Annotated in this window: 20 protein-coding genes and 1 riboswitch; of the genes, 14 read left to right on the top strand and 6 right to left on the bottom strand. The window is 46.8% G+C overall.

Features of this window, described 5'->3' with window-relative positions:
• Positions 1-44: 44 nt before the first annotated feature.
• Together BN1234_RS12340 and BN1234_RS12335 are read right to left on the bottom strand one after the other, a co-directional pair.
• Positions 45-338 (bottom strand): thiamine-binding protein, encoded by a 294-nt coding sequence (locus BN1234_RS12340; protein ID WP_054956964.1) that lies wholly within the window; start codon positions 336-338, stop codon positions 45-47.
• Between the two features lie 48 nt (positions 339-386).
• Positions 387-1,421 (bottom strand): ABC transporter substrate-binding protein, encoded by a 1,035-nt coding sequence (locus BN1234_RS12335; RefSeq protein ID WP_054956970.1) that lies wholly within the window; start codon positions 1,419-1,421, stop codon positions 387-389.
• Between the two features lie 116 nt (positions 1,422-1,537).
• A riboswitch (TPP riboswitch) is annotated at positions 1,538-1,649 on the bottom strand.
• Positions 1,650-1,949: 300 nt separating this feature from the next.
• Here BN1234_RS12335 and BN1234_RS12330 point away from each other — a divergent pair.
• Together BN1234_RS12330 and BN1234_RS12325 are read left to right on the top strand one after the other, a co-directional pair.
• Positions 1,950-3,449, top strand: coding sequence for a GGDEF domain-containing protein (locus tag BN1234_RS12330; protein WP_054956963.1), 1,500 nt, complete (start codon positions 1,950-1,952; stop codon positions 3,447-3,449).
• A gap of 97 nt (positions 3,450-3,546) precedes the next feature.
• Positions 3,547-4,608, top strand: a complete 1,062-nt coding sequence (locus BN1234_RS12325; RefSeq protein WP_054956962.1) for an EAL domain-containing protein — start codon at positions 3,547-3,549, stop codon at positions 4,606-4,608.
• Between the two features lie 140 nt (positions 4,609-4,748).
• On the opposite strand, the gene BN1234_RS12320 is transcribed toward BN1234_RS12325, so the two are convergent.
• Both BN1234_RS12320 and BN1234_RS12315 read right to left on the bottom strand, forming a co-directional pair.
• Entirely contained in the window at positions 4,749-5,474 is a 726-nt protein-coding gene (locus BN1234_RS12320; RefSeq protein WP_054956961.1) for an NPCBM/NEW2 domain-containing protein, read from the bottom strand.
• A 170-nt stretch (positions 5,475-5,644) separates the two neighbouring features.
• Positions 5,645-6,427, bottom strand: coding sequence for an endonuclease/exonuclease/phosphatase family protein (locus tag BN1234_RS12315; RefSeq protein ID WP_054956960.1), 783 nt, complete (start codon positions 6,425-6,427; stop codon positions 5,645-5,647).
• A 210-nt stretch (positions 6,428-6,637) separates the two neighbouring features.
• Here BN1234_RS12315 and BN1234_RS12310 point away from each other — a divergent pair, with 210 nt between their 5' ends.
• From BN1234_RS12310 to BN1234_RS12290, 5 genes are read left to right on the top strand one after another with little or no spacing between them, the layout of a single operon-like run.
• The gene (locus tag BN1234_RS12310) at positions 6,638-7,312 is read left to right on the top strand and encodes a response regulator transcription factor (RefSeq protein WP_054956969.1); all 675 of its coding nucleotides are present in this window, start codon (positions 6,638-6,640) and stop codon (positions 7,310-7,312) included.
• Complete coding sequence (locus BN1234_RS12305; protein ID WP_054956959.1) at positions 7,309-8,730, top strand: HAMP domain-containing sensor histidine kinase; 1,422 nt, start codon at positions 7,309-7,311, stop codon at positions 8,728-8,730. Before BN1234_RS12310 ends, BN1234_RS12305 begins: the two co-directional genes overlap by 4 nt.
• Before the next feature lie 59 nt (positions 8,731-8,789).
• Positions 8,790-9,704, top strand: coding sequence for an ABC transporter ATP-binding protein (locus BN1234_RS12300; RefSeq protein WP_054956958.1), 915 nt, complete (start codon positions 8,790-8,792; stop codon positions 9,702-9,704).
• Complete coding sequence (locus BN1234_RS12295) at positions 9,701-10,417, top strand: ABC transporter permease (RefSeq protein ID WP_054956957.1); 717 nt, start codon at positions 9,701-9,703, stop codon at positions 10,415-10,417. Before BN1234_RS12300 ends, BN1234_RS12295 begins: the two co-directional genes overlap by 4 nt.
• The gene (locus BN1234_RS12290; protein WP_054956956.1) at positions 10,418-11,152 is read left to right on the top strand and encodes an ABC transporter permease; all 735 of its coding nucleotides are present in this window, start codon (positions 10,418-10,420) and stop codon (positions 11,150-11,152) included.
• 173 nt (positions 11,153-11,325) lie between these two features.
• On the opposite strand, the gene BN1234_RS12285 is transcribed toward BN1234_RS12290, so the two are convergent.
• Together BN1234_RS12285 and BN1234_RS12280 are read right to left on the bottom strand one after the other, a co-directional pair.
• Positions 11,326-13,080 (bottom strand): alpha-glycosidase, encoded by a 1,755-nt coding sequence (locus BN1234_RS12285; RefSeq protein ID WP_054956955.1) that lies wholly within the window; start codon positions 13,078-13,080, stop codon positions 11,326-11,328.
• 173 nt (positions 13,081-13,253) lie between these two features.
• The gene (locus BN1234_RS12280; RefSeq protein WP_054956954.1) at positions 13,254-14,897 is read right to left on the bottom strand and encodes a CoA-disulfide reductase; all 1,644 of its coding nucleotides are present in this window, start codon (positions 14,895-14,897) and stop codon (positions 13,254-13,256) included.
• 281 nt (positions 14,898-15,178) lie between these two features.
• Between BN1234_RS12280 and BN1234_RS12275 the strand changes: the two genes are divergently transcribed.
• The 7 genes from BN1234_RS12275 (at position 15,179) to BN1234_RS12245 (ending at position 18,969) form a co-directional block, all read left to right on the top strand.
• Entirely contained in the window at positions 15,179-15,439 is a 261-nt protein-coding gene (locus BN1234_RS12275) for a metal-sensitive transcriptional regulator (RefSeq protein ID WP_054956968.1), read from the top strand.
• A 119-nt stretch (positions 15,440-15,558) separates the two neighbouring features.
• A complete protein-coding gene (locus tag BN1234_RS12270; protein WP_054956953.1) occupies positions 15,559-15,786 on the top strand; it encodes a sulfurtransferase TusA family protein in 228 nt (75 codons plus the stop codon).
• Positions 15,787-15,851: 65 nt separating this feature from the next.
• Positions 15,852-16,337, top strand: a complete 486-nt coding sequence (locus tag BN1234_RS12265; protein ID WP_054956952.1) for a DsrE/DsrF/DrsH-like family protein — start codon at positions 15,852-15,854, stop codon at positions 16,335-16,337.
• A 40-nt stretch (positions 16,338-16,377) separates the two neighbouring features.
• Positions 16,378-16,746: a rhodanese-like domain-containing protein gene (locus tag BN1234_RS12260; protein WP_054956951.1), complete on the top strand. Its 369-nt coding sequence runs from the start codon at positions 16,378-16,380 to the stop codon at positions 16,744-16,746.
• Between the two features lie 18 nt (positions 16,747-16,764).
• On the top strand, positions 16,765-17,061 hold the full coding sequence (locus BN1234_RS12255) for a rhodanese-like domain-containing protein (protein WP_054956950.1): 297 nt from the start codon (positions 16,765-16,767) through the stop codon (positions 17,059-17,061).
• A 160-nt stretch (positions 17,062-17,221) separates the two neighbouring features.
• Positions 17,222-17,797 carry a sulfurtransferase TusA family protein gene (locus BN1234_RS12250; RefSeq protein WP_054956949.1) on the top strand — a complete coding sequence of 192 codons (576 nt, stop codon included), beginning with the start codon at positions 17,222-17,224 and terminating at the stop codon, positions 17,795-17,797.
• Between the two features lie 44 nt (positions 17,798-17,841).
• On the top strand, positions 17,842-18,969 hold the full coding sequence (locus tag BN1234_RS12245; protein WP_054956948.1) for an MBL fold metallo-hydrolase: 1,128 nt from the start codon (positions 17,842-17,844) through the stop codon (positions 18,967-18,969).
• Positions 18,970-18,993: the final 24 nt, after the last annotated feature.

Below are 18,993 nucleotides of genomic sequence, written 5' to 3'. Positions count from 1 at the left end.
AACGACCGCCACAACGGGCGGCCAAAGACGATTTAACAAGGTTCTCATGGACGATATTTCTCGGTCAACTGATCCATGCTGATGCCGCCTGGATACTGCGCTATTTTTACCTGGGAGATAACCCCCGGACAACCTGCCTGAAAGAGCGCATCATGCATATCATTTACAATCTTGAGCAGCTCGGGAAGCTCCCCTTCGAGGGTAGTTTCCAGTGCATTCACCTGATACTTGACTCCCGACTTCTGAATAACCCGGATAGCTTCGTCTACATAAGGGATCGTGTCCCGTCCGTCCGGTGTTTTGGGGATGACTTGAATGCTGAGCAGTGTACTAGCCATGATTTAGTTCATCCTTTCTTAACTGAGGTTCTGATGGAAGTTGATTAATTACAGTTCATCCGGTAAAAATTCATTCGTAAACGCGCTCCCGGCATCAAGCTCCTGGTCGAGCAGGTTGCGTTCAAACATCCAGTCAGCATAGCCTTTCCACACGCTTTCCTTCTGTTCTCCCCAGCGGGGAGCATCATCCTGATAACGCGGACTCAGCCATTTCTGACTCTCAAGCACCAGCTCCTTGTCAAGCTCCGGTACGGCCTTCGACAGAAGTGCTGCAGCTTCTTCAGGCTGTTTGATCGCATAGTCGTATCCTTTAGCTGTAGCGCGCATGAACGCTTTGACCAGCTCCGGATCCTCCTTAATCAGCTTCTCGTTCGTCACGAGTACAGGGGTGTAATAATCCAGTGCCTCGGAATAATCCTTCACGTAAATCATATCCAGGTCGTCTCCGCGCAGCTTTGCCTCAATGCCGGTCCAGGCATAGAAGATCCATGCGAAGTCGATGTCACGCTTCACGGCGGTGAAATAGTCGGCATCGCCCATATTAATTATTTTTACCTTGCTAACATCCGCATTATCCTGCTCCATAATGGATTTCATGATCGCTTCCTCAACAGGAGACCCCCAGCCGCCGTAAGCTTTACCTTCAAAATCAGCAGCTTTCTTGATATTTCGGTCAACTGGAGCTGCAAATCCGGAAGTGTTGTGCTGAATGACAGCCGCGATGGATACGAGCGGCACGCCTTGAGTCCGTGCAAGCGTCACACCCTCCTGGTAGCTGACACCGAAGTCAGCCTTACCTGCAGCAACCAGAGCATCGCTGCCGCCGGCACCCGGCTGTACGATCTTGACGTTTAACCCTTCTTCTTCATAGTAACCGAGATCCCTGGCTGCAAATAATCCGGTGTGATTCGTATTGGCGGACCAATCCAGCATAAGCTGAACTTCACGCAGCTCCTTCGGAGCATTTGCTGAATCTGCTGCATTGCTGCCAGTCTTCTTTGAGCTTCCATTTCCGCATCCTGCAGCCATGAGCATTACTGCACACATGATAACCAAAGCTATCCATTTCCGATTTCGTACCATTTCTCGCTCCTTTTGAACAAGCTCCTTCATTAGAAGTTTCTTACCTAATCATAAAAAAATGCGCCCCAGCATTCTGGGACGCATGTGATGAGCGCAATAGATTGATGGCGCATAAAAAAAACGCCAAAAACACATTCCTACGCTGGCATTACCCAGATCAGGTATAACGGTCAGTATCTTAAGGGATACAATCTCAGCCGGCCAATTCCAGCACCCTGGTTCTATGAAGTTGTTCGCAGATTTATTACGTGTATTATAGCCCTGCTGCGGAAATCTGTCCAGTAAGTGATTAGTACTGAATTTCATGCAAGCTCAAAATTGAACGCATCAGGGGCTTTTTCATCATTTTTCGGTAATACAGGGGGGTAAGTTCTTCCAAATACAGGGTCATATCTTCCACTTTCTCTTTCTAATCATTTACATCTTGATGGGCAAAAAGTATCATTGAAGTGAACAGTTATTATAATCCATTAGGCCTATTAATTACATCTTGTCAATCACAAGCCAACCTTTTCAGGGGGAACGCTTATGAAATGGAAACTAACAAATATAACAACGCTCGGACCGGCTGTTATCTATTTGTTTATTCAATTGATCGTTGTGCTCTGGTTACCGGAAGCTGAAGCATTCTATTATATGTTGGGGGTTACTGCGCCTTTTGGCGTTGCCATTTACCTTGGATATATTTCAGGAAAGCACCGGGGACCGCTGCGGTTTTTTTGGCTGCTGGTTGTGCTGGCCTTAATATGTGAAGGAGCCCGTCAGCTGGTGTGGTCAATACACGACTGGAGTAAGGGGGAGCATGCGCATGTGCTTGGCAGTGCTGAGCTGATATGGATTCTGGAAGCGATTTTACTTGCAGCTGGCCTGGTCTATTTATTCCATCAGGAACAAGGCCTGCTTAGAAGTCTGCGATTCCTGTTTGATATCATCATTATGTTTATCGTGTTCATAACGATAAGCTTTGAATACATATTGAAGCCTCAGTTTCCGAATGCGATTCAGAGCGGCAATGAAATCGTTTTGTGGTTTGATCTAGCTTACGCGGTGTGGGGCATCATTCTTATTTTTTTTACCATGGTGTTGTATGTAAAAGCCAAACAGGTGAGCCGATGGGCTGTGGCATATGTTTGTTTAGGCGGCTCCGTATATGTCATTGGGAACTTGCTCTATCTCATGTCTGAAGTGATTGAGGGAATAGATCCGAGTCCTATAATACATTTGTTCTGGACAGCTGCTGTGTTCCTGATCGGGATGGCGGGTACTTACTCTGCATTTGAAAAACGGACTGAAAAGGGGAGCGAGAGGCAAAGATCCGAAATAAGCACATTTATCGTAAAATACTTACTCCCCTATGCCGTGCTTGCGGGGCTGATTGTTCTCATCAGTCATCACTTTGGTGGATGGAACGGTCTGTTTACGGGCCTGTCGCTCAGTGTGCTGCTGATTCTGCTGCGGCAGATGCTTATACAGCTGGAGAATGACCGGCTGCTGGATCGCCTGCACCAGAGCTTGAAGCAAAGCGAGTACTTGGCCCATCATGATGATCTGACCGGATTGTATAACCGGCGTTATTTTAATACCCGCCTGATCGAAAGGTTAGCGAAGGCCGACAAGCAAGGGAGCAGATTGGGACTCCTGTATATGGATTTAAACCAGTTTAAGCGGGTAAATGACAATTACGGTCATCATGCCGGTGATCAGCTTATTCAAATGGTCGCTCAAAGACTGATGTCGCTGGACAGCGACAGGCTGACCTGTTCCCGTCTGGGAGGCGACGAGTTTACCGTTATCGTTTATCCCGCTGCAGGCGACGAGGAGCTCATTGAATTGGCTGAACGAATCAGTGATCTTCTGAAATGGCCTTATCAGCTGGAAGAGCATGCGATTCATACCTCCTCGAGCATTGGGCTTGCTGTATATCCTGACCATGCCTCTAATGATCAAGAGCTGATTGGGCGGGCTGATTCTGCCATGTATGCTGCGAAGGAGAGAGGAGCCAAATGGCAAATTTATGTCAAATCTTGAGACTGCCTCTCTTCTGAATTTTGCACATAATAGCAAAGATTATCCGGTTAACTGCCGATAAGTAGTATAGTGAGTTAGCTTGCTGAGGAGGACAAACATGTTGTGCTATAACTGCGGTACTTTTGAACCTATTGAGTACCAGAGAATTGTCTACATACGCCCTGCATGTGCGGAATTGATCTCGTTGTTCTGTACAAATGGCTTTGCTGCGGAGGAGATACAGGAGAGTTGTATCCTGAAGTACAAGGATCGTGAAGAGATGCTCTCCGTCCTGCAGCTTCTACAAGGGCTTAATCCGTCTATTCGGCAGAAATTGAAGTTCTGTGTAACCGGCGGAATTGCACCCTGTACCCAGCATCGGTGGATGCCGCTGAGTGATTTCGAAGAGTTCATTGAACAGTGTGATGTCGCTACCATTATTCTGGAAAAGCAGTTTACGAGCTATATGCAGCCGATTGTCGATGATGCGGAAAGTATTGTGGCATACGAGTTTCTGCTGCGCTCCAGGAAGTCCGGTATTCCATTTCAGCCAAACAGGCTATTTGAAATCGCCCGGACAGCGGGGCTTCACTCTTTTCTGGACCGTGCGGCAAGAATATCGGCCATAGAGACAAGCGCGTTATGGCTGCCCAAAGGTGTGAAACGATTTGTTAACTTTCTGCCCTCCTCCGTTTATGAACCTGAATTTTGCCTCAGCCATACGTTTCGGACAATCGAAAGGCTGGCGCTTGAGCCGACGGATTTTGTGTTTGAGGTCGTCGAGACAGAGCGGGTAGATGATATGCAGCATTTGCAATCTATCTTCGAAGTGTATCGGCAAAATGGAATTTCTGTAGCCATGGATGATGTTGGAGCCGGCTATTCTACACTAGAGCAGATGGTCAGGCTGAAGCCGGATTATGTAAAGATCGACCGCAGTTTGATTGACCGTTGTGATGAGAAACGGGCACATCAGCGGCAATTGGCGTTGATTACTAATTTGGCTCATAGTTTTGGCGCGAAGGTGTTGGCTGAGGGAATTGAGCGGCGTGAGGAATACGAGTTTTGCCGGGGAATAGGTATGGAGATGGCACAGGGCTATTTGTTTGGAAAGCCAGCGCAGCGACCTCCTCTGGATTATGATGGATTGAAATCGGTAGAACGTGGAGGATTGGATTAGCGTTATTTCTTCTGATTGCTATCCTCTGAAGCCAGGCAAGGCGAGAAACAGCTGCCTAAGGAGAAGTCCTTAGGCAGCTGTTTTAGTTATAAGGAAATATTCAATTTATTCCTGTGTTCAATCGAGAGATGATAACTCTATTAAAATAACTTGGCATCGCCAATGACTAAATCAATTTGCTCGCCATTGTCAATCGAACTCTCGAAAACGATTTGTAATTTTAACACACCAGTCATATCGATATTTACTTTTACAGGCATATCTCCGCCTTTAATACCTTCAAGTCTGTACAACTCTTCGCCATCGCCCTTAATGATAACAGTCCCTGTGTTATCTGAATTTTTAGTGTAATCGTCAACACCAATATATCCGGTCAACTTCTTATACTTACCATTCAGGTTATAATCGACAGAGTTATAGTAATCTTTTCCGTTGGAAGGTATATCGAGTATGGATCCGATACCATGCAAGTATTTGTTACCAGCAATCGTAAATTTCAAGTTTGAGGGATGGGTCCAATTTTTGAAGTAAATGTTCTTCTTGGCGTTCTCTCCATCCGTGCGTGCATATGAGATTTCATCCAGATATTTAAAGGAACCCTCTTTTTTTCCGAACCATGCGGTTTTATTTTTTCCATCATATGAGAAAGACTGATCTAATGTCGCGGCAGCGTTTTTTGCCGGGACATACAATTGGCCATTATAAACAATGGATTTCGTTGTTTGTTTATGTACCCCATTAAACATATACTTCACATTTTCAAAAACTACGTTGATTTTCGTATTAGAAGCTGCATAAGCAGAACCTCCGGTAATTAAAGTGCCGATAGTAATGCCTAGAACTAGACCTTTTACCTTATCTTTCAATTTATATCTCTCCTTATATGGGTAATTATGACTATTTAATATTCGGCAAAATGTTATAATTTCCTTCTTTATAGCTAAAAAACGCATTGCAATCCTTTGGGGATTTTCCTGAACAAAAAAAGAGCAGTCCTGATGAGGCTTTAGGACGGCTCTTCCCTTATTAAAAAGCTTTATGAATTTGCAGGTGTCCAGGTAACCGAAACAGCATAGTGATCAGAAGGATAGGCTCCCTCGAGCAGTTCCCGGTGTAGGTGAATGTCACCCATGCGGACATCGGATGTGGTGAAAATATAGTCGATCGGCTGTCCCTCTGTGCCTCCCTTGAAATCATGGAAGGTGCGTCCTACCGGCTCGCTAAGAAGGGTGTAAGCACTGTTCAAATGCTGTTCGAGCTGCTGGATCTCCGGTTGATCGGGTTCAGCGTTTAAGTCACCCATCAGCACCACTGGAATTTGCTCTTTTTCACGGAATTGCTGTATTTGCTTAAGTACAAGCTGTGCGCTCTGCTGCCTTGCAATCGTGCCAAGATGATCAAAATGTGTATTCAGAACATAGAAACGCTGCCCTTCCTTCTCATCATTCTGAAACAGACCCCAAGTACAGATGCGGGGGTAGGAGCTGTCCCAGCTGATGCTTCCGGGAACTTCAGGTGTCTCGGACAGCCAGAACTGTCCTTGCGCAAGCAGGGTTAAAGATTCTTGATTATAATAAATGGCGCAAAATTCATCGTAATCGGTTTCCATACCGGTCCGGCCGGTTCCGATTCTGCGGTAAGAAGGAAGGGCTTCATCCAGATCCCTCAGCATGTGATTCGTTCCTTCTTGTGTGCCTACCACGTGAGGAGCAGCCCCGGCGATTACAGCGGCTGCAAGATGCTTGCGATGGGGCCAAGCATTGGTTCCGTCGCTGTCTACATTTACACGCAAGTTAAATGTCATAGCCGTAATACTCATATCTACACATCCAATCTCTTCTGTAGTGGATTCCTTATTCTGCCTTTCAAAGATATAGTATGTCGTATAAATCTGCAAGACAGTAACCCGTTTAATAGACAACAAACTTTGTTATAGTATCGTTATAGCAGATGAATGGAAAAGAGATTTTCACCGTTATAATGCGGGACAAAAATATGCTCTACATAGTAGAAAGGATATATGCAGATGATGAATGCCACTCTATTATATATCGAGGATGATCCCGAGATTGGAGAATGGGTAAGCAGCTTCCTGAAAGAGAAGGGGTATCAGGTTATATGGCTTAAAGGCGGTGAGAAGGCGGTGGAGTCAGCCGCTTCCTGCAAAATAGCTATACTTGATGTAATGCTTTCGGGATTGGATGGATTTACGGTTGGACACCGTCTTAAGCGAGCCTTCCCCGGTCTTCCGATTCTGATGCTGTCAGCCCGTACATCGATAGACGATAAGCTGGAAGGATTACAGTTTGCCGATGATTATATGACAAAACCGTTTCATCCGGAGGAGCTGGCTGCAAGAGTGGAGGTTCTTCTTCGCCGCTCCGCAGTACACTCATCGGAGCCTGCGGTGCTAAAGCATCTTACCGTTTATGAGGATGAGAACCGGATTGTCAACAGAGAAACCGGTGAAGAAATTCTCCTCACTGGGAAGCAGTTTCAAATCTTTATGTATTTATTCCGTCATCAAGGAAGAGTGCTGACGAAAGAGCAAATATATGAGTCGGTATGGGGTGAATCCTATATCGAGGGGGACAAGACATTAATGGTTCATATCCGGTATCTGCGTGAGAAGGTGGAGAAAGACCCGGCATCGCCTGAGATCATAGAGACCGTTCGGGGGCTTGGTTACAGGGTGAGAGCATGAAATGGTGGAAGAACAGGAGAAAAAGGATCCGCTTTCGTAATTCTTTGACTTCACGGTATCTGCTCATTATTTCCATTGCGATGATCTTTATGCCTATTATGTTTCCGCTGGCTTCCCTGTTTTACTGGTTTGTGAATAATGTGGTGTTCAACTATAGAGAGGAAATACCTGAGAAGTATTCGAACGGTACGGTGATTGAGCAGATGTGGCATAAGGAGGCTGTAAGCTTAGACGGAAAGTCTCCTGAAGGGATCAATCATCGTTTGCTGGAGCTTAGGGAGGAATATCCGGAGACTTCAATGTTTTGGGTGGATGGAAACAGCCGTACCCGCTTGAAGCTTCCGAACGATCTAAATGTCCCCACTCAGTGGAGAATAGGGGACACGGTGCAGTTTATGAAGGAATCCGTTAACTCTGACCCGTTTACAACCGTGGCATTTATCGGGGGCAGGGAAGATAAAGGACAAGGATTTATGGTCATGCAGCTGGAACGGAGTTATATTCGTAAATCGGAGCAGACAGGCAATGAAACGGCGATCTATTCTCTTATTGTGCTGGTTATTTCTCTGATGTTCATCCTGATCTCATGGTTGTTTTTTGTGAGGATCCGGCGTCGTCTGCTGCATTTGCGAGATGCCATGACCACTCCGGGAAAGTCTGGAATTCCTGCACAGGTCTTGGTTCGTAAACCGGACGAAATTGGTCAGTTGGAAGAAGCCTATAATCATATGGTCATACAGCTGGAGTCGGGACGAAAGCGTGAGAAGGAAGAGGAACAGCTGCGAAAATCGCTCATTGCTAATCTGTCGCATGATCTAAGGACACCATTAACGATTATTCGCAGCCATATTTTTTCGATGAGACAAGAGCCGCTGAGTGATACAGGGCAAGAATCACTTGCGCTGATGGAGACAAAGATTGGGGATGTAAGCGGGCTGATCGACAATTTATTATCGTACAGTCTGCTTACAAGCGGAAAAGCGGAGCTCAATCCTGAGCCAGTTGATGTGCTCCGTCTTGTTCGCGAGAGTGCTGCAGCCTGGTACCCGCTTTGGGAAAAGGAAGGGTTCGAGGTGGATATTGAGCTTCAGGATGAGCCTGTGATCTGGGAAATTGATGTACTGTGGTTCAAAAGAATTCTGGATAATCTGTTTCAGAATATCATTCGGCATGCCAAATCGGGGCACTATATGGGGCTCCATACAAAGCAGATGCCCGGCAATGGTATTGCGCTTGTGGTGTCTGACAAGGGACCGGGAATGGAGGGAGAAGCGTCAGGTAAAGGAGCCGGCATCGGGCTTGCTGTTGTCGATTTTCTGACCAAAGAAATGGGGATTGACTATATCATCCACAGTTCGCCATCCGGAACGTCAATCACGCTATCCCTTGAATCCCCGGAAAATTTAAACGGTTTTTAAACAACAAGGTGACTTGGATTTAACCTTGGAAGATTAAAGTTAATTCCGAGGTGATAATCGTGACTGAACTAGTCATTCAAACCAAAGGATTATATAAGATCTATCGCAACCGAACGGCTGTTAATAATCTGGACCTAAAAATCGCGAGAGGTGATATATACGGATTTCTGGGCCCGAACGGTGCCGGGAAAACAACAACCATTCGGATGCTCCTGGGCCTGATTAAACCAACCCGGGGTTCGATTCAGCTGTTCGGCAAGGATTTAACGAAAGATAAAATGAACATATTGCGCAGGACGGGGTCGCTGGTGGAGTATCCGTCTTACTACGGACATTTATCAGCGGTTGATAATCTGGAAGCTTTAAGACGTATCATCGGAGGTCCCAAATCGCGGATTTCGGAAGTGCTGAGTATCGTTGGTCTGACCAATGATGCTAAACGGCTCGTGAAAGGTTACTCTCTTGGGATGAAACAGCGGCTCGGAATCGCCGCGGCGCTTTTGGGAAATCCGGAGCTGCTGATTCTGGATGAACCGACGAACGGCCTTGATCCATCAGGTATTCAAGAAATTCGTGAGCTGATCAAAGATATGCCGAAGCAGCACGGAATTACGGTGCTGATCTCAAGCCATCTGCTTAGTGAAGTGGAGCAGATGGCGGGCAGAGTTGGCATTATCCGTGAAGGACAGCTTGTGTTTCAGGATACGATTCAAAGCCTGATATCCCAGTCATCGAGCGGAATGCGCCTGTCTGTGTCAGAGCCGGAGCTTGCGATGGGACTGGCACTTGATCTGGGGTGCGAAGGGAAACTGTGCGGCAGTATTTTGGAAATGGAGCCTATGCAGGATGCCCAGGTTTCTCAGCTTGTGAAGCGGCTCGTCGAGAATGACCATGCTGTGTACCGCGTTGAAGAGAAGCGAAGGTCGCTGGAGGATATCTTCATGGAGATCGTCGGAGGGGGGAGCGAGCAATGATTGGCCGTGCGCTATCCGCTGACCTCCTGAAGATTCGGGGGAAGGGAATCTGGCTTCTTGCTATTATTGGTCCTGTCGGATTAATTGCCATGCAGGGATTGAATTTTGGACTACGGTACGATTATTTAATGAAAGAGTATGCAGCTGACCCTTGGGGCGGGCTGCTTGAGAACATCTTATTTTTCGTGCCGATTGCACTTTTCCTTGGGATTACACTTGTTTGCTCGCTTATCGCGAATGTTGAGTATCAGCTTAGTTCCTGGAAGCAGCTGCTCGCACTCCCGATTACTCGAGCCGCTGTGTTCAGCGCGAAATTCGTGATGGCTCTGCTCATTTTGTCAGTATCCTGCATATTACTGACGGTTGGAGCTGCACTGCTCGGACTTTCGCTGGGCATGGATGGACAGAACATTCCTTTCGGGGACCTGATACGTCTTGGCTTTGTACCATTCACAGGCGCTGTTCCGCTGCTGGCACTCCAGCTCTGGTTATCTCTAACGATTAAAAATCAAGGCATAGCTGTAAGCTTTGGTGTAACGGCATCCGTAGTGTCTATGTTCGCACTGCAATTTCCTGACTGGATGCCTTTGAAATGGCCGCTGCTCGCCTATATCGGACCGGGACAGACACGGGTGCTTAGTGCCGGACTTCTCTTGGGGGCAGTCATTGCACTGATGGGCATGATTCATTTCAATCGAAGGGATGTGAACTAAATGGCATCCTATATTCGGGCTATATCCTCGGAGTGGTTGAAAATATCAGGTCCGGGAGTGTGGATTCAGCTTATCCTGAGTCCTGTCCTCGCTCTTCTGGTAGGCATGTTTAACAGAGATCCTGGGGAATTAAACCCATGGCATATTATTGTTGGCAGCATGGCTGGAGTACATGCGCTGCTGTTTCTTCCGATTTTAACGGGGGTGCTCAGCGCTATGGTGTGCCGGTATGAGCATATGGGCGGGGGATGGAAACAGCTGCTTGTGGCACCGGTTTCCCGCATAGCGGTCTATTGTGCCAAGTTTTCAGTTGTTATTCTGCTGCTTGCCGCAGCTCAGCTGTTGTTCCTCGCCGCCATTTTTGGAGCGGGCTGGTATCATGAAGTAAATCAGCCCATGCCGTGGGATATGCTGATGACAAGCTTGCTCGGGGGATGGGTGGCCTGCATGCCGCTCGCGGCGCTGCAGCTCGCAGTATCAACAGCCTGGAGCAGCTTCGCAGCTCCGCTGGCGCTGAATATTATATTCACGGTTCCGAACATCCTCATCGTGAATTCAGTAACCTTCGGTCCTTACTATCCTTGGGCTCAGCCTCTCCTGGCCATGATTCCATCTGAGCAGGATGCCTTCGGCGCTTTTGTCGTGCCATTACAGACATTAATGGGGGTTATACTTGGAGGTTTGGTCATTTTCTTTGTAATCGGTCTGCTGTACTTCCAGCGTAAAGAAGTGTAAGTATAGATCCAACCATAATCCAATATAAAATAAACAAGGGAAATGACGGCGCTAATTCTTCCCGCGCGCGTACATTTCCCTTGTTCTATTTGTTCAGCATTATTGATTATTTATCTGCTTAACAAGTGGTATCCTTAATGATTCGTATTGTGTGAATATTCATGTCGTAAAGCTTAGGATTGCATCGCTTTGAGTATGGCGAATCCGTAAGCCGGCAGCTTCACGGTCAGCTGACCTTTATGTGCCTTGAAGGTTTCGCCCTCATTCCAGAGATCGCTCCATGTCTGCTCATATACCGGCACAGTTAACGATTGGGTGGCTTTATCATTGTTCATAAAGAGGATGATCGATCCATTCTCGTCTTCACGCTGGTAGACAAGCTTGCCACCCTGGTTCTCAGCCAGAAGAAACTTAAAGGAACCTGTGCGCAGAGCTGAGTGTTCCTTACGCAGTTTAATCATTCTCTTATAAAAGGAGAAGAGCTCCTTATCCTGCTCGTTCTCATCCCATACCATGCATTTTCGGCAGCCCGGGTCTTGCCCGCCTTCCATTCCAATCTCATCTCCGTAGTAAATGCATGGTGTTCCGAAGTAAGTGAACTGGAACAGGGCTGCCAGCTTCATTAGACGCTTATCGCCATCTGCAATCGTGAGCAGGCGGGGGGTATCATGGCTGTCGAGCAGATTAAAAGCGACTTCAGTGGCCTGAAGCGGATATCCAGCCAGCTGCTTGCCCAGCATAAAGGAGAACTTCTCTGCATCTACCGAGTGATGAATGAAGAAGTCCATGACGGCATAAGTGAACGGATAATTCATGACCGCATCGAATTGGTCACCTTCCAGCCACACCGAGGATTCATGCCATACCTCGCCCAGAATATAGGCCTCAGGATTGGCATTCTTCACGACCTGCCGGAATTCACGCCAGAACTGGTGCCCGACCTCGCTCGCCACATCCAGGCGCCATCCGTCAATTCCAATTTCCCGAGTCCAGTATTCAGCCGTCTTTAACAGATACTCCTTCACTTCCGGATTATGCGTGTTCAGCTTCGGCATAAGCGGTTCGAAAGAAAATGTATCGTAGGTTGGAATTCCATCTACAACTTCAAGCGGCAGGGAGCGGATATAGAACCAGTCCTTGTATTTGGAGTTCTCTCCGTTCTTTTGTACATCGACAAAAGGGGCAAAGGTCCGTCCCGCATGGTTAAACACCGCGTCCATCATCACGCGTATTCCGCGTTCATGGCACAGGTCTACAAGCTTTTTCAGCGTTTCCTTATCACCGAATTGCGGATCAATCTCCATATAATCCTCGGTGTCATATTTATGGTTCGTTGTTGCCTTGAACAGGGGCGTGAAATAGATGGCATTGATGCCAAGCTCCGTCAAATGATCCAGGTGGTCCATGACACCCTGAAGATCGCCGCCGAAGAAGTTCGCTCGGGTAGGCTCAGCGCTTCCCCATGCAAGGGTACCTTCAGGATCATTGCCTGGGTCACCATTAGCGAACCGTTCAGGGAAGATCTGATAGAACACAGCATCCTTCACCCATTCCGGCGTTGTAAACACATCTGCCGGATTAATGTATGGAAACTCAAACAGACGATCCGGGTTCTCCGGGGGCTCCTTTAGAAATCCGTATTCGGTCATCCAGCGTTTTTCGTGCCCCTGCTGGAGCAGGAAACCGTATTTAAGCCGGCGGTAAGGCGGCTGCACTTCACATTCCCAATAATCAAACAGTTCATCAGAGGCGAGCCTCTTCATAGGAATATACTCCATCGTCTGCTCCCATATGTATTTATCACCTGTGAGAGCGAATACTTCCGTCATGTCGTCTTTTTTTGTACGAATTCGCAGATGGACTGTATTTCCATCATAAGCATAGGACCAGTTTTTACGAGGGCGATGGTATATGGCTTCCAGAAACATAACAGAAATCCTCCTTAAGATGGGAATAAAAAAAGGTACACCAAGACTAAGTTAACCTCAGCCGAGGTTGTACCTTTTGCAGGTTAACATCCCCTGTATATTATAGGTAATTAATTAGATTCCTTAGTTATTACCCGGAAACCATGAATTGAACACCAGTCTAAGCCTGATTTTTATTTTACAGAGGAATAGGTTTTCCAGCCGCCATCCAGGTTTTTGACATGGAAGCCGTTCTCCGTCAGGATCCGGGCAGCAAGATACCCGCGAAGTCCGACCTGGCAGCTGACATAAATGGTCTCGTCCTTCGGAAGCTCACTCATATGGTCGCGCAGATCGTTAAGCGGGATATTAATGGAGCCCATGATGAATCCGGCCTTTCTCTCTGCAGGCTCACGAACGTCAACAAGTGTAGCTCCATTTTCGATAAGCTCATCGATTTCATTCCACTGTGCTGTCTCCACCGTGCCATCCATGATATTTGAGGCTACGTATCCGGCATAATTGACAGGGTCCTTGGCAGAAGAGTAAGGAGGAGCATAAGAAAGCTCGACCTCAGTCAGGTCATGCACGTCCAGATTACCTTTGATAGCTGTCGCGATGACGTCAATTCGCTTGTCTACACCGTCTTTACCTACCGCTTGCGCTCCGTAAATTCTTCCATCCTCCGGATTGAACAACAGCTTCAGAGAAATTGGATACGCCCCAGGGTAATATCCGGCATGGGAAGCCGGGTGAATATGAACGGCCTTATAAGGCAAGCCGAGCTGTTTGAGCTTCTTCTCGTTGCTGCCTGTTGCAGCTACGGTCAGCTCGAATACTTTGGCAATGGAGGTTCCGAGCGTTCCTTTATAGGAAATGTTCTTTCCGTAAATGTGATCCGCCACCAAACGTCCTTGTCTGTTAGCAGGTCCAGCCAGTGGAATCATCGCCGGGCTCTGATGTACGAAATCGGAAATCTGAACCGCGTCCCCGATCGCATAGATATTCTCATCATTCGTCTGCATGAATTCATTGACCAGAATTCCGCCGCGCTCACCAACAGCAAGTCCGGCATCTACAGCAAGCTTATTCTCTGGCCGAACGCCGATGGACAGAATAATCATATCTGTTGTGACTTTTTTGCCGCTGGACAGCTCAATGGTTTTCCCTTGCTCGGAAAGGGCTTTAACACCATCCTCGAGGATAAGGTTTACTCCTTTTTCCTTCAGATGAGTGTGGACGATTGAAGCCATTTCATAATCCAGAGGCGCCATCACCTGATTAGCCATCTCAATAATAGTCACCCTTATTCCGCGGTCCGCCAAGTTTTCCGCCATCTCAAGTCCAATGAAGCCACCGCCGACGACTACGGCTTCAGCAGGCTGCTCTTGATCGACGAACTGCTTGATCCGGTCTGTATCCGGAATGTTGCGAAGCGTAAAGACATCCTTGGCTTCATCCAGGCCGGGAATGTTTGGCACAATCGGCTTCGAACCGGGAGATAAGATGAGATGGTCGTAGCTTTCTGTGCTGATCTGGCCTGTAGACACATTTTTGATAGATACGGTCTTATCCTCGCGCTGAATGGATACCACCTCGCTGAGATTACGGATATCGAGGTTGAATCTCTTGCTCATGCCCTCGACAGTCTGAACCATCAGCTTACTGCGTTCTTGAATGGTTTCTCCTATATAGTAGGGAAGGCCGCAATTGGCAAAAGAAATATATTCACCGCGCTCCACCAGTACAATCGTTGAGCTTTCATCCAATCTGCGAAGCCTTGCTGCTGCTGAAGCACCTCCAGCCACGCCGCCTACAATAACGATTTTCTTACCCATAATTAACCCCTCCATTAAATGGTTTATTTCATACCCTAGGGGGTATAATAACATATATCTCACAAAAAGAATGTGACAAATCTCAAAATTGGGGCCATGTATCTGAATAGCCCGTCTTCGTTATCCATATGACTAGAGGAAGGAAAGAAAGAGTATTTATGTTCATTTTCAGATATACACTTGACAATATACCCATCGGGGTATATATTATGAAAAAGTGATTTATACTGAAATGATGAGTATAAGAATATATAATTGAATAGATAGGAGGTAGAAACATGATGGATTACAACGATCAGATGAAGAATCGTGTTAAGCGGATCGAAGGACAGCTGCGCGGTATTCTGAAGATGATGGAAGAACATAAAGATTGTAAAGAAGTGATTACCCAGCTGTCGGCAGCACGCACAGCCATTGACCGCACGATTGGGGTTGTAGTCAGCTCAAATCTTGTGAGTTGTGTACGGAATGCGGAAGATAACGGTCAGAGTACCGAAGAGCTGGTTGTGGAGGCGGTAAACCTCTTGGTTAAGAGCCGCTGATTCAGAAAGGGGTTGACACCCCTTTCTATACCCTTTAATATACCCAGTAGGGTATGTGATGGATGATGAATACAACAGTATCACATTAAATTTCTAACAAAGTCGAGGAGGAATTACGAATGAACACAGATAAAGTACTGGATGCAACAGGGCTGGCTTGCCCAATGCCGATTGTGAAGACGAAGAAAGCTATGAAGGAAATGGAGTCAGGCCAGGTGCTGGAAGTTCACAGCACAGATAAAGGCGCCAAGAATGATTTGACAGCGTGGGCTAGCTCAAGTGGACATGAGATATTAGAACATCAGGAAGACAATGGTGTACTGAAATTTTGGATTAAGAAAGGCTAATTATTTTTTTAAATTTAAATATACCCCAAGGGGTAAGAAGTGTTAGATACAAGGAGGAAATTAATTTGACGGATCAGAAGAGAACAACCATCGTACTGTTCAGTGGCGATTATGATAAGGCCATGGCTGCTTATATTATTGCTAACGGTGCGGCGGCTTACGACCATGAAGTGACAATATTCCATACCTTTTGGGGGCTAAATGCACTCCGTAAAGACGAGGATGTTATGCTTCCGGCCAAAAAAGGATTTATGGAGAAGATGTTCGGGAAGATGATGCCGAGAGGCGCAGATAAGATGGGCCTTTCCAATATGAACTTCGCCGGCATGGGACCCAAAATGATTAAAGATATCATGAAGAAGCACAATGCAGTACCGCTTCCCCAACTGATCGAGATGGCACAGGAGCAGGATATAAAGCTGGTTGCCTGTACAATGACCATGGATCTGCTTGGACTACAGAAAGAGGAATTGCTGGATAACATTGAATATGCAGGTGTTGCAGCTTATCTGGCTGATGCACAAGAAGGTAATGTGAACCTGTTTATATAATAAGTAGGGGAGATCCCCGGAAAAGAGAGGAACTCTGCTCTTGGAATATCTCAATATCGTAATTATTGCACTCATTATATTGTTTTTGGTCCGGCGTATGTTTCCAACCAAGGGAATCCGTCAGATTACGACGGCTGAGCTGAACAATGAATTGCAGGATAAGAACAAGCAGTTTATTGATGTCCGTACACCTGGAGAGTATAAGGGAAATCATATCCGGGGCTTTAGGAACATTCCGCTGCAGCAGCTTGGCCAGAGGATGGGGGAACTTTCACAGGAACGTGAGGTTGTTGTCATCTGTCAAAGCGGGATGCGCAGCAATAGTGCAAGTAAACTGTTAAAGAAATCAGGCTTTACGAATGTAACGAATGTAAAAGGCGGCATGAGTGCCTGGAGACCCAAATCATAAACTGGAGGTTCGATAATCATGAAAGAAATTACACCTGTAGAAGTGGAAAAATTATTGAATGAAGGCAAGCAATTGAACATTATTGATGTGCGTGAAACAGATGAGGTGGAAGAAGGCAAGATTCCAGGCGCTGTTAATATTCCTTTGGGACTGATTGAGTTCCGTAAGCAGGAGCTGGACAAGTCGAAGGAGTATATTATGGTATGTCGTTCCGGCGGCAGAAGCGGACGTGCTTCCGAGTATCTTGAGAGCCAGGGCTTCAACGTCATCAACATGACAGGCGGAATGCTGGCATGGGAAGGCAAGACGGAGTAACCATAGTATTTTTGCAGCATTTGAAATGATAAAATAATATAGCATTCACCATGAGTAGAAGAGATCCGTACGCATAAATTTGCTGTATTGGTGCGACAAGCACCTTTTTTTTACAAAACAATATACCCCTATAGGTATACAACGCAGGAGGAATCATTGTATGAAGAACATTCAGTCAAACGTAACTCTAGATGCCAAAGGCCTGGCTTGTCCCATGCCGATCGTGCGGACCAAGAAAGCCATTAAGGACTTAGAAGCAGGTCAGGTTCTTGAGGTACAGGCAACTGATAAAGGATCAAAGGCGGATATGCAGGCTTGGGCAGAAAGCACAGGTCAGCAATATTTAGGTACCATCGAGGAGGATGGTGTACTGAAGCATTATATCAGAAAATCCTCTGAGGAAGAGCATGCGGCACCTGCCTTTCCCAATGTAGCAGAGAACGCTCAATTAGAGCAGAAGCTGAAATCAGGTGAACCGGTTGTTGTGCTTGATGTTCGGGAAGCTGCCGAGTTTGCTTTTAAACATATTCCAAATGCGGTCTCGATGCCACTGGGTGAGCTGGAGAGCCGTATGGGAGAATTAAATCCGCAGGACGAAATTTATGTGGTATGCCGCACGGGAAGCCGCAGTGATATGGCAGCTCAGAAGCTGGCAGCTAACGGATTTGAACGAGTGACCAATGTGGTGCCCGGCATGAGTGGATGGACTGGGGATACGACAAGCATTAATGACTAAGAGACCATAACAATAACAACCAAGAATGAAGGAGGAATAATATTATGTCAGTAATTGCAATGCATCCTGCAGAGGTGGCACAGAAGGCGATCAGCCAAGAGAGCCTGTTCGTTCTCGACGTACGTAACAAGGGTGATTTCGAAGATTGGAAGGTCGAAGGTGTAAACTTCACCTATTTGAACATTCCTTATTTTGATCTGATTGACGGTGTGGAAGAGATTATGGATCAGATTCCGACCGATCAGGAAGTGCTTGTTGTCTGTGCGAAGGAAGGATCATCTGTAATGGTTGCAGAGATGCTGTCAGAGCAGGGACGCACTGTAGCTTACTTGAAGGGCGGAATGAAAGCCTGGAGTGAACATCTCGTACCTGTAAAAGCAGGGGATCTGAAGGACGGTGGCGAGCTGTATCAATTCGTTCGGATCGGCAAGGGCTGCCTGTCATATATGGCCGTATCCAATGGTGAAGCAGCATTGTTCGATGCTTCCCGTATGACAGATGTTTATATCGACTTTGCCAACAGCTTGAATGTAGAGATCAAGCATGTGTTTGACACACATCTTCATGCAGACCATGTATCCGGAGGGCGGACTATTGCAGAGAAGACAAACGCAACATACTGGCTTCCTCCAAAGGACGCCGAGGAGGTTGTATTTAATTATCAGCCGCTCGAAGACGGTAACGAAGTGATGATCGGCAATACGAAGATTCGCATTGACGCCCTGTACTCCCCGGGGCACACGATTGGATCAACCTCGTTTATCATCGATGACCGCTACCTGCTGTCAGGCGATATTCTGTTTATCGATTCGATCGGCAGACCGGACCTCGCTGGACTTGCAGAGGACTGGGTTGGAGATTTGCGCGAGACGTTGTACAAGCGGTATAAGGAGCTTTCAGATGAACTGATCGTTCTGCCGGCTCACTTTATGATTATGGAAGAAGTGAACGAGGACGGCACGGTAGCGAAAAAGCTCGGCGATCTGTACGCTTCGAATCATGGACTGAACATTGCAGATGAAGAAGAGTTCAGAAACATGGTTACCAAGAATCTTCCGCCACAGCCGAACGCTTATCAAGAAATTCGTCATACGAATATGGGCAAAATCGAACCGGATGAAGAAAAGCAGCGTGAAATGGAAATTGGTCCAAACCGCTGTGCGGTTCGTTAATAGATCGCTTGCAGAAGTACACAG

The organism is Paenibacillus dakarensis (genome assembly GCF_001373415.1).
In the GTDB taxonomy this organism is placed as follows: domain Bacteria; phylum Bacillota; class Bacilli; order Paenibacillales; family Paenibacillaceae; genus Paenibacillus_AQ; species Paenibacillus_AQ dakarensis.
Note: the sequence above shows the minus strand (reverse complement) of the source record. Positions and strands in the feature narration are given on the sequence as shown.

Excerpts from the sequence above, each read along its gene's own strand:
- BN1234_RS12340 (WP_054956964.1), bottom strand. The coding sequence starts at position 338 with ATGGCTAGTACACTGCTCAGCATTCAAGTCATCCCCAAAACACCGGAC.
- BN1234_RS12335 (WP_054956970.1), bottom strand. The coding sequence starts at position 1,421 with ATGGTACGAAATCGGAAATGGATAGCTTTGGTTATCATGTGTGCAGTA.
- BN1234_RS12330 (WP_054956963.1), top strand. The coding sequence starts at position 1,950 with ATGAAATGGAAACTAACAAATATAACAACGCTCGGACCGGCTGTTATC.
- BN1234_RS12325 (WP_054956962.1), top strand. The coding sequence starts at position 3,547 with ATGTTGTGCTATAACTGCGGTACTTTTGAACCTATTGAGTACCAGAGA.
- BN1234_RS12315 (WP_054956960.1), bottom strand. The coding sequence starts at position 6,427 with ATGAGTATTACGGCTATGACATTTAACTTGCGTGTAAATGTAGACAGC.
- BN1234_RS12310 (WP_054956969.1), top strand. The coding sequence starts at position 6,638 with ATGAATGCCACTCTATTATATATCGAGGATGATCCCGAGATTGGAGAA.
- BN1234_RS12305 (WP_054956959.1), top strand. The coding sequence starts at position 7,309 with ATGAAATGGTGGAAGAACAGGAGAAAAAGGATCCGCTTTCGTAATTCT.
- BN1234_RS12295 (WP_054956957.1), top strand. The coding sequence starts at position 9,701 with ATGATTGGCCGTGCGCTATCCGCTGACCTCCTGAAGATTCGGGGGAAG.
- BN1234_RS12290 (WP_054956956.1), top strand. The coding sequence starts at position 10,418 with ATGGCATCCTATATTCGGGCTATATCCTCGGAGTGGTTGAAAATATCA.
- BN1234_RS12285 (WP_054956955.1), bottom strand. The coding sequence starts at position 13,080 with ATGTTTCTGGAAGCCATATACCATCGCCCTCGTAAAAACTGGTCCTAT.
- BN1234_RS12280 (WP_054956954.1), bottom strand. The coding sequence starts at position 14,897 with ATGGGTAAGAAAATCGTTATTGTAGGCGGCGTGGCTGGAGGTGCTTCA.
- BN1234_RS12275 (WP_054956968.1), top strand. The coding sequence starts at position 15,179 with ATGGATTACAACGATCAGATGAAGAATCGTGTTAAGCGGATCGAAGGA.
- BN1234_RS12270 (WP_054956953.1), top strand. The coding sequence starts at position 15,559 with ATGAACACAGATAAAGTACTGGATGCAACAGGGCTGGCTTGCCCAATG.
- BN1234_RS12255 (WP_054956950.1), top strand. The coding sequence starts at position 16,765 with ATGAAAGAAATTACACCTGTAGAAGTGGAAAAATTATTGAATGAAGGC.
- BN1234_RS12250 (WP_054956949.1), top strand. The coding sequence starts at position 17,222 with ATGAAGAACATTCAGTCAAACGTAACTCTAGATGCCAAAGGCCTGGCT.
- BN1234_RS12245 (WP_054956948.1), top strand. The coding sequence starts at position 17,842 with ATGTCAGTAATTGCAATGCATCCTGCAGAGGTGGCACAGAAGGCGATC.